This is a genomic window from Comamonas trifloxystrobinivorans (genome assembly GCF_043359985.1).
Taxonomy (GTDB): Bacteria; Pseudomonadota; Gammaproteobacteria; order Burkholderiales; family Burkholderiaceae_C; genus Comamonas; species Comamonas trifloxystrobinivorans.
The window spans coordinates 41,294-49,161 of the sequence record NZ_JBHZGV010000026.1 but is presented as its reverse complement, the minus strand read 5'-3'; the positions used below and the strand labels follow the sequence as shown (position 1 = coordinate 49,161).

Here is a 7,868-nt window from a genome sequence, read left to right as displayed (position 1 = left end):
GGCTGTTGGCTGTTGGCTGTTGGCTGTTGGCTGTTGGCTGTTGGCTGTTGGCTGTTGGCTGTTGGCTGTTGGCTGTTCAGGCTGTCCCTCCCCCCCTTTCAGCCAGCGCCTGCGGTCGCAGCAAATACCGGCGGTTTGGCTGCCGCAGAGCAGCCAAACTTCGTGCTCTGACTTGCGTCATCTGTTTGAATGGAGCGCCTTGGCGCGCAATGAGTTATGACGCACGCCGGCATTTGTTGTGGCCGCAGGTTGCCCCGATTGCCCCGCTTTGCGGGGCGGTCGGGGACGCTGGATGCAGGGCACGTTTCTTTGCTTACTTTCTTCTGGGCCGGCACACCGGACGTGCAGCAAGAAAGGAGGTCGCCCGCCGGGGCGAAATCCCGGCATCTGCGCGAAGCGCAGACATCCCCCGCCAGACGCGAGAAAGCTCTGTGCCCGCAGCCAAGCCTGCTGGCTAACAGCAAAAACCAGAGCCACGCTCAATGTCTCAATAAGGCATAAAAAAACCCGCTTTCGCAAGAAAGCGGGTAGTCATCGGATGGTGCTTTACGCACCACCTTCTGCAAGATTAGAAGTTGTGACGCATGCCCAGCGCGAAGGTGCTGAAATCGGCACCAGCAACACCGGTTGCGTAGTTGGCGTTAGCCTTGTTGTCCACCTTGGTGTAGCCAGCGTACAGCTTGCTGCGCTTGCTCAGGTTGTAGTTGTAGCCCAGGATCAGCTGGCGTGCGCCGCTGTTCGACAGGTTGTCCCACTTGCCAGCCCAGCCGAAGCCGGCGACAAACTCGGAAGCACCCATGGTGTACTGACCGGTCACGCGAGCAGCGTTGCGCTTGCCGCGCAGCTCTTCGTCGGAGCGCTGGTAGTAGGCACCCACTTGGAAAGCGTTGATGGTGTAGTGAGCGCGCAGGCCCAGGTTCTTGTCGTCACCCACTTGGGTGTAAGCGCCACCGAAAGCCAGAGGGCCGCCTTCCCAGTTCACAGCCAGGTCGTAGCCGTTCTTTTTGTTGGTGCCAGCAGCCTTTTCGTGGAACGAAGCAGCGCCTTCGATCGTCAGGCCACCCAGCAGCACGGGGGTGCGGTAAGCGATCTTGTTGGAATCGCGCATGCCGTAGTTGTACAGCGCGTCCGACAGCGAGCCGGTGTCGTGGTTAGGCTGGTCCAGCACGCCGTAGTCGGCCACTGCGTAGTAGGACTCGGCGGTGAACACGCCCATGCGCAGCATACCGAAGTTGCCAGCCAGGTTCAGTTCGCTCTGACGCTTGAAGTTGATGCCACCACCCGTGTTGCCAGCGCCGGTGCTGGAGTCAAAACCGGATTCCAGCACGAAGCCGGCCTTCAGACCGCCGCCCAGGTCTTCCGTACCACGGAAGCCGATACGCGATGCGTTGTTGTACAGACCGGTCGTCGACACATCACCAGCCTTTTGGCGCTCCACCGACGTGTTCACACGGCCATAGACTTGAACGCTGCTTTGGGCAAAAGCAGCGGTGGTGCCGGCAACTGCCAGGGTGGCAATCATCAAACGATTCAGTGTGCGCATAAGGTCCTCGGGGATGGGATGTAAAAAAATTTGGCGGGCCTGTCGCACTGCCGTTTTAAGCAGACGCAAGGCCTCGCACATGGGTCAAATTTTAGAGTCTCGACTTGATGCAACCATGCATTTGCGCCGTTGTTTTGTATGCAGTGACGCATTGTTACCACACTTTTTCCGGCACCCCCGGGTTAACCAGAACAGCCTGCCGGGCCAGCCGTCAGCGGTTTTCCCCGGCAAAAAAAGCCATGGACTCCGAAGAGTCCATGGCTTGGTCAAAACCAGGGCTCAGCCCTGGTGATGGGGGGCAGATCAATCGTCCGCGTAGATATCCACATCCTTGGTTTCACGCACGAACAGGGTGCCGATCACAAAGGTGATGCCGGCGATGATGATCGGGTACCACAGGCCGTTGTACATGTTGCCGGTCTGCGCCACGATGGCGAATGCCGTGGTGGGCAGCAAGCCGCCAAACCAGCCATTGCCGATGTGATAGGGCAGCGACATGGAGGTGTAGCGGATGCGGGTCGGGAACATTTCCACCAGCATGGCGGCAATCGGCCCGTACACCATGGTCACCAGCAGCACCAGGTAGGTCAGCAGCACGATCATCAGGACCTTGTTCATCTTGGCCGGGTCAGCCTTGGTTGGGTAACCGTCCTTGGCCAGCGTGTCTGCCACAGCCTTCTTGAAAGCGCCGTCCTTGGCTTTGAGCTCATCGCCCGACAGGCCCACTGCTGCGTAGCTCGGGATCACGTCGCTGCCGATCTTGATGACGGCAGGCGTGCCCGCTGGCGCAGCCTCGGTTTCATAGCTCACCGAGTTGGCGGCCAGCAATTGCTTGGCCACGTCGCAGGAGCTGGTGAACTTGGAGGTGCCGGTGGGGTTGAACTGGAACGAGCACTCCGCCGGGTTGGCCACCACCACCACCTTGTTCTTGGCTTGCGCAGCGGCCAGATCGGGGTTGGCGGCTTCGGTCAGCATCTTGAACACGGGGAAGTAGGTCAGCACCGCCAGCAGGCAGCCGGCCATGATGATGGGCTTGCGGCCAATCTTGTCGGACAGCGTACCGAACACCACGAAGAACGGCGTGGCAATCAGCAGGGCCACCGCGATCATCAGGTTGGCGGTCACGGGATCGACCTTGAGCTGCTGCGTCAGGAAGAACAGCGAGTAGAACTGGCCGGTGTACCAGACCACGGCCTGGCCGGCGGTCAGACCGACCAGCGCCAGAATCACGATCTTCAGGTTCTTCCACTCACCAAACGATTCTTTCAGCGGTGCCTTCGAGGTCTTGCCTTCAGCCTTCATGCGCTGGAAAGCGGGCGATTCGGACAGCGTCATGCGAATCCAGACCGACACGCCCAGCAAGATGATCGACACCAGGAAAGGAATGCGCCAGCCCCAGTCGTTGAACGCGGGCTCGCCCATGGCGGTACGCGTGCCCAGAATCACCAGCAGCGACAGGAACAGGCCCAGCGTTGCCGTGGTCTGAATCCACGAGGTGTAAGCACCACGCTTGCCGTTGGGCGCATGCTCGGCCACATAGGTGGCGGCGCCGCCGTACTCACCACCCAGCGCCAGACCTTGCAGCATGCGCAGCACGATCAAGATGATGGGGGCCGTTACGCCAATGGCTGCGTAGTTGGGCAGGATGCCGACGATGAAGGTCGACGCGCCCATCAGCAAGATGGTGACCAGGAAGGTGTACTTGCGGCCGATCATGTCGCCCAGACGGCCGAACACCAGCGCACCGAACGGGCGCACGATAAAGCCGGCGGCAAACGCCAGCAGCGCAAAAATGAAAGCCGATGTGGGATCCAGCCCCGAGAAGAATTGCTTGGCAATGATGGCTGCCAGCGAACCGTAGAGATAGAAGTCGTACCACTCAAAAACGGTACCGAGTGACGACGCAAAGATGACCTTGCGCTCTTCCTTCGTCATCGGCCGTGCAGCTGCACTGGTTGCCATAGAAAGTCTCCTGTTTTTTTGATTTGAAGGGTGGACAAAACCGCAAAGCTGTGCCCAAGACGGAATATCGAAACGATTCCTGACGAACTCCTTACAAACTCGGGCGCTTGCGGCCTGGCAGCTGCAAATTCTTATCAGGACATACCCCTGGATTGACAAGCAGAAGCAGCAAATGCTGCGCTGCGTAAGCAGGTCGTCAGTTGCGGTTTTCAGAATGAAAGCAAGCAGTACTAGGACTGCTGTGCCAATAGCACCTTCGGTGCACCCATGGAGACAGATATGAACGATTCCATCGTTGCCAAAATTCAAGCCAATCCGCGTTACCGGGAGCTCAAGCGCAAGCGTGATGTTTTCGGTTGGACCCTGGCCGTTCTGATGCTGGTCGTCTACTACGGCTATGTCGGATTGATCGCCTTTGACAAGGAACTGCTGGCCCAGCGCCTGGGTTCCGGCGTGACCACGCTGGGCATTCCGATTGCCCTGTTCGTGATCTTGTTCACGGTGGCGATCACCTTGTTCTACATCCGCCGTGCGAACAACGAATTCGACCAGCTGACCGCCCAGATCCTGAAGGAGGCCCAGCAATGAAGCACAACCTGCAACGCAAGCTGGCGCCCGCGCTGGCCCTGCCCATGCTGCTGGCTGCCGCAGCGCCTGCGCTGGCCGCTGGCGGCGACATCGGCGATGCCGCCAAGCAAGCCACCAACTGGACGGCCATCGTCCTCTTCGTCGCCTTTGTGGCCGCCACGCTGTGGATCACCAAATGGGCCGCCTCCAAGACCCGTTCGGCGTCTGACTTCTACACCGCGGGCGGCGGCATCACCGGCTTCCAGAACGGCCTGGCGATCGCCGGCGACTACATGTCGGCCGCATCCTTTCTGGGCATCTCGGCCCAGGTCATGATCAGTGGCTACGACGGCCTGATCTACTCCATCGGCTTTCTCGTCGGCTGGCCCATCCTCACCTTCCTGCTGGCCGAGCGCCTGCGCAACCTCGGCAAGTTCACCTTTGCCGACGTGGCCGGCTACCGCTTTGCCCAAGGCAAGTTCCGCATGTTCGCCGCCAGCGGCACGCTGGTCGTGGTGGCCTTTTACCTGATCGCGCAAATGGTGGGCGCCGGCCAGCTGATCAAGCTGCTGTTCGGCCTGGACTACTGGATCGCCGTGGTGCTGGTGGGCGTGCTGATGATGGTCTACGTGCTGTTTGGCGGTATGACGGCCACCACCTGGGTGCAGATCATCAAGGCCTGCATGCTGCTCGCGGGCGTCACCTTCATGGGCTTCATGATCATGGCGCACTACGGTTTCAGCTTCGAGAAACTCTTCTCCGAAGGCGTGCGCGTGAAAACCGAAATCGCGGCCAACGGCGGTGCGGCACCGGAGCTCGCGGCCAAACTGGGCCAAGCCATCATGGGCCCGGGCGGCTTTATCAAGGACCCGATCTCGGCCATCAGCTTCGGCATGGCACTGATGTTCGGCACCCTGGGCCTGCCCCACATCCTGATGCGCTTCTTCACCGTGCCCGACGCCAAGGAAGCACGCAAATCTGTGGGTTGGGCCACGGTGTGGATCGGCTACTTCTACATCCTGATCTTCATCATCGGCTTTGGTGCCATCACCATGGTGCTGACCAACCCGGAAATGGCTGACACTATCAAGGGCGTGATCAAGGGCGGTGCAGGCACGGCCAACATGGCGGCAGTGCTGGTGGCCAAGAGCGTGGGCGGCGACGTGTTCTACGGCTTCATCTCGGCCGTGGCCTTTGCCACCATCTTGGCCGTGGTGGCCGGTTTGACGCTCTCGGGCGCCTCCGCCGTGTCGCACGATCTCTACTCCACCGTGTTCAAAAAAGGCCAGGCCGACAGCGCCTCGGAGCTGAAGGTATCGCGCATCACCACCTTGGTGCTGGGCCTGATCGCGGTGCTGCTCGGCATTCTGTTCGAGAAGCAGAACGTGGCATTCATGGTGGCGCTGGCCTTCGCGATTGCCGCCTCGGCCAACTTCCCGGTGCTGCTGCTGTCGGTGCTGTGGAAAGGCTGCACCACCAATGGCGCGGTGATCGGCGGCTTCATGGGCCTGATCTCGTCGGTGGGCCTGACCATCGTCTCGCCCTCGGTCTGGGAAGCCACCTTCGGCAACCCACCCGGCTCGGCCTGGTTCCCCTACACCTCGCCCGCGCTGTTCTCGATGACCATCGGCTTCGTCGGTGTCTGGCTGTTCTCGGTGCTCGACAAGAGCGGCCAGGCCGCCAAGGAGCGTGGCGCTTTCGAAGCACAGCAAGTGCGCTCGGAAACCGGCCTCGGCGCATCTGGCGCCAGCGCCCACTGATGCCGACGATGGCGCTGTGATGGCTGTTGTCAGCCACTGAATGAGAAAACCGGGCCAGGCCCGGTTTTCTATTTCCAGCGATCAGCGATCTGTGAAATGCAGCCACCAAGGCTGCTGGCAACAGCAGCCCGCCTGCATCACAAGCCCGATGGGCGGCTGCCGGACTGAGCCCACTCCTGCTCAAACCAAGCGTCGCCAGCAAGGTAGGCGCTCAGCATCGGCAAGCTGTCCAAGCCCCAGAACAGCTTGTCATCCACCACCATCGCGGGCACGCCAAACACGCCAGCAGCCGCTGCAGCTTCGGTATTACTGCGCAGCAAATCTTTGGCGCGCTGCTCGGCCTGGGCGTCGGTTTTGATCTGCTCTACGAGCAGTTGCTGCAAAGCCTGCAAACGCCCAGCATCCAGCGCGTCCGCGCCACCCAGCCAGACATGGCGAAAAATTGCATCGGCGGTGAAGCGGTTGATGCGCCCATCCAGGCTGGTTTGCAGCACCAGCCGCAGCAAAGGCAAAGGGTTGAACGGGTGCTGCGCCGGCATCTGCAAGCCGCAGCCTTGCGCATGGCCCAACCAGCTGGCATGGCGGTAAGTCCATTCGCGCTTGCCGGCAATGCCTGCCGGGCCGGGGTTGTTGTGGTTCTTGAGCAAGGCGCCCAGCAGCACGGGCGTGTAGCGCACATGAATGCTGTGGCCTTGCAACGCCTCGGGCAAGGCATGGAAAGCCAGCCAGGCATAAGGAGAGACAAAGTCCAAGTAAAAATCAACCGTCTTCATGACAAGCCCTGATCAGTTTTTTTGTCTACCGCACGGCCATCCTAGCCCAGGCCGGCGCGGGCCAGCAACTGCTGCCAGATCTGCAAGCGGCCAGCGTTGTCAGACTTGGACCAGGCACGGATCTCGTCGATGCTGCGGTAGCAGCCCAGGCACAGGCTGCGGTCGGCGTTCATCTTGCAGATGGAGACGCAAGGCGAAGGCACGACATCGGCAAAATCAGCCGCGAAAGCGCCACTGGCCCGGACCACCTTGGTGCGCGCGGCCAGCGGTGCGTTGGTGTAAACAGGCTGAACAGTCTGGTCTTGCACGTCGCTCATGCGGCTTCCTTCACCACATCGGCCACCGGCGCACCGGTCAGCTTTTCCAGGTCTTGCGGCGCCAGCGGAAACACGCCGTACGGGTGGCCTGCGGCGGCCCAAATCTGCTCAAAGCGGAACAGCTCGCGATCAATCAAGGTGACCGGCTCGCTCTGGTGCCCCACGGGCGACACCCCGCCAATCGCAAAGCCGGTGCGCTCGCGCACAAAATCGGCGTCCGCCTTGCCCACTTTGCCCACCAGTGCCTCGACCTTTTTCTCGTCGACACGGCGATCGCCCGAGGTGATCACCAGCACGCAGGCATCATCGCTCTTGCGGCGAAAGATGATGCTCTTGGCGATCTGCCCCACCCCGATACCCAAGGCATCAGCCGCCTCTTGCGCCGTGCGCGCCGCATCGCTCAGCATCTGCGGCATATGCGCATGACCCTTGTCCTGCAACACCTTGGCCACCCGCTGCACCGCATCGGGCAAGCTCGTCAATTCAGCTCCGCACATCTTGGTTTCCTTGTCTGTCATGGCTCCGATTGTGCCGCGATACGACTCCAGGCTCTGTCGCTACGGACATTGCTTTCATTTGGATAGCAGACAGCGCAATTAAATTGAGCGCCAGCGGCATTTTTCATTCAACTTCTTGGGTATTCACATATCCACATCATTGCCTGGCAGCACATGCTGGCAATAACGCCAGTCCGCAAACGCCTGGTCATCAATGTAGATGTCTGGCTTGGGCAAGAAGGCCAGAAAACAATCGTGGAGTCCCAACTCTAGTGCCGAAGCCTGTGCGTACTCAGCGCCGCCGGTGCTCCAGCAATACAGCTCGACTTTGCCTTCTTGGGCCAAGCGGCGCACATTCGCAATCGTCGCCGGTAGTGGAATTCTCTTGCTGCCGACGCTACGCACCAAGGTGTCATCCACGTCCACATACACCACTTTTTTTCGCATGT

8 protein-coding genes are annotated in these 7,868 nt (G+C 60.5%); 2 read left to right on the top strand and 6 right to left on the bottom strand.

Annotated elements, in window-relative coordinates; genetic code table 11:
- Nucleotides 1–568 precede the first annotated feature (568 nt).
- Nucleotides 569–1,543 (bottom strand): porin, encoded by a 975-nt coding sequence (locus ACFIQF_RS23000; protein WP_393946000.1) that lies wholly within the window; start codon nucleotides 1,541–1,543, stop codon nucleotides 569–571.
- A gap of 303 nt (nucleotides 1,544–1,846) precedes the next feature.
- Complete coding sequence (locus tag ACFIQF_RS22995) at nucleotides 1,847–3,505, bottom strand: MFS transporter (RefSeq protein ID WP_393945999.1); 1,659 nt, start codon at nucleotides 3,503–3,505, stop codon at nucleotides 1,847–1,849.
- Nucleotides 3,506–3,784: 279 nt separating this feature from the next.
- Between ACFIQF_RS22995 and ACFIQF_RS22990 the strand changes: the two genes are divergently transcribed.
- A complete protein-coding gene (locus ACFIQF_RS22990) occupies nucleotides 3,785–4,093 on the top strand; it encodes a DUF485 domain-containing protein (protein WP_393945998.1) in 309 nt (102 codons plus the stop codon).
- Nucleotides 4,090–5,832 carry a cation acetate symporter gene (locus ACFIQF_RS22985; RefSeq protein WP_393945997.1) on the top strand — a complete coding sequence of 581 codons (1,743 nt, stop codon included), beginning with the start codon at nucleotides 4,090–4,092 and terminating at the stop codon, nucleotides 5,830–5,832. The genes ACFIQF_RS22990 and ACFIQF_RS22985 overlap by 4 nt, the downstream gene beginning before the upstream one ends.
- A gap of 137 nt (nucleotides 5,833–5,969) precedes the next feature.
- Here ACFIQF_RS22985 and ACFIQF_RS22980 read toward each other — a convergent pair whose 3' ends face one another.
- From ACFIQF_RS22980 to ACFIQF_RS22965, 4 genes are all read right to left on the bottom strand, one after another.
- Nucleotides 5,970–6,605: a 2-hydroxychromene-2-carboxylate isomerase gene (locus ACFIQF_RS22980; RefSeq protein WP_393945996.1), complete on the bottom strand. Its 636-nt coding sequence runs from the start codon at nucleotides 6,603–6,605 to the stop codon at nucleotides 5,970–5,972.
- 41 nt (nucleotides 6,606–6,646) lie between these two features.
- Nucleotides 6,647–6,922 carry a DUF1289 domain-containing protein gene (locus ACFIQF_RS22975; RefSeq protein WP_393945995.1) on the bottom strand — a complete coding sequence of 92 codons (276 nt, stop codon included), beginning with the start codon at nucleotides 6,920–6,922 and terminating at the stop codon, nucleotides 6,647–6,649.
- Nucleotides 6,919–7,419 (bottom strand): YbaK/EbsC family protein, encoded by a 501-nt coding sequence (locus ACFIQF_RS22970; protein ID WP_393946003.1) that lies wholly within the window; start codon nucleotides 7,417–7,419, stop codon nucleotides 6,919–6,921. Before ACFIQF_RS22970 ends, ACFIQF_RS22975 begins: the two co-directional genes overlap by 4 nt.
- 144 nt (nucleotides 7,420–7,563) lie before the next feature.
- Complete coding sequence (locus ACFIQF_RS22965; RefSeq protein ID WP_393945993.1) at nucleotides 7,564–7,866, bottom strand: hydrolase; 303 nt, start codon at nucleotides 7,864–7,866, stop codon at nucleotides 7,564–7,566.
- Nucleotides 7,867–7,868: the final 2 nt, after the last annotated feature.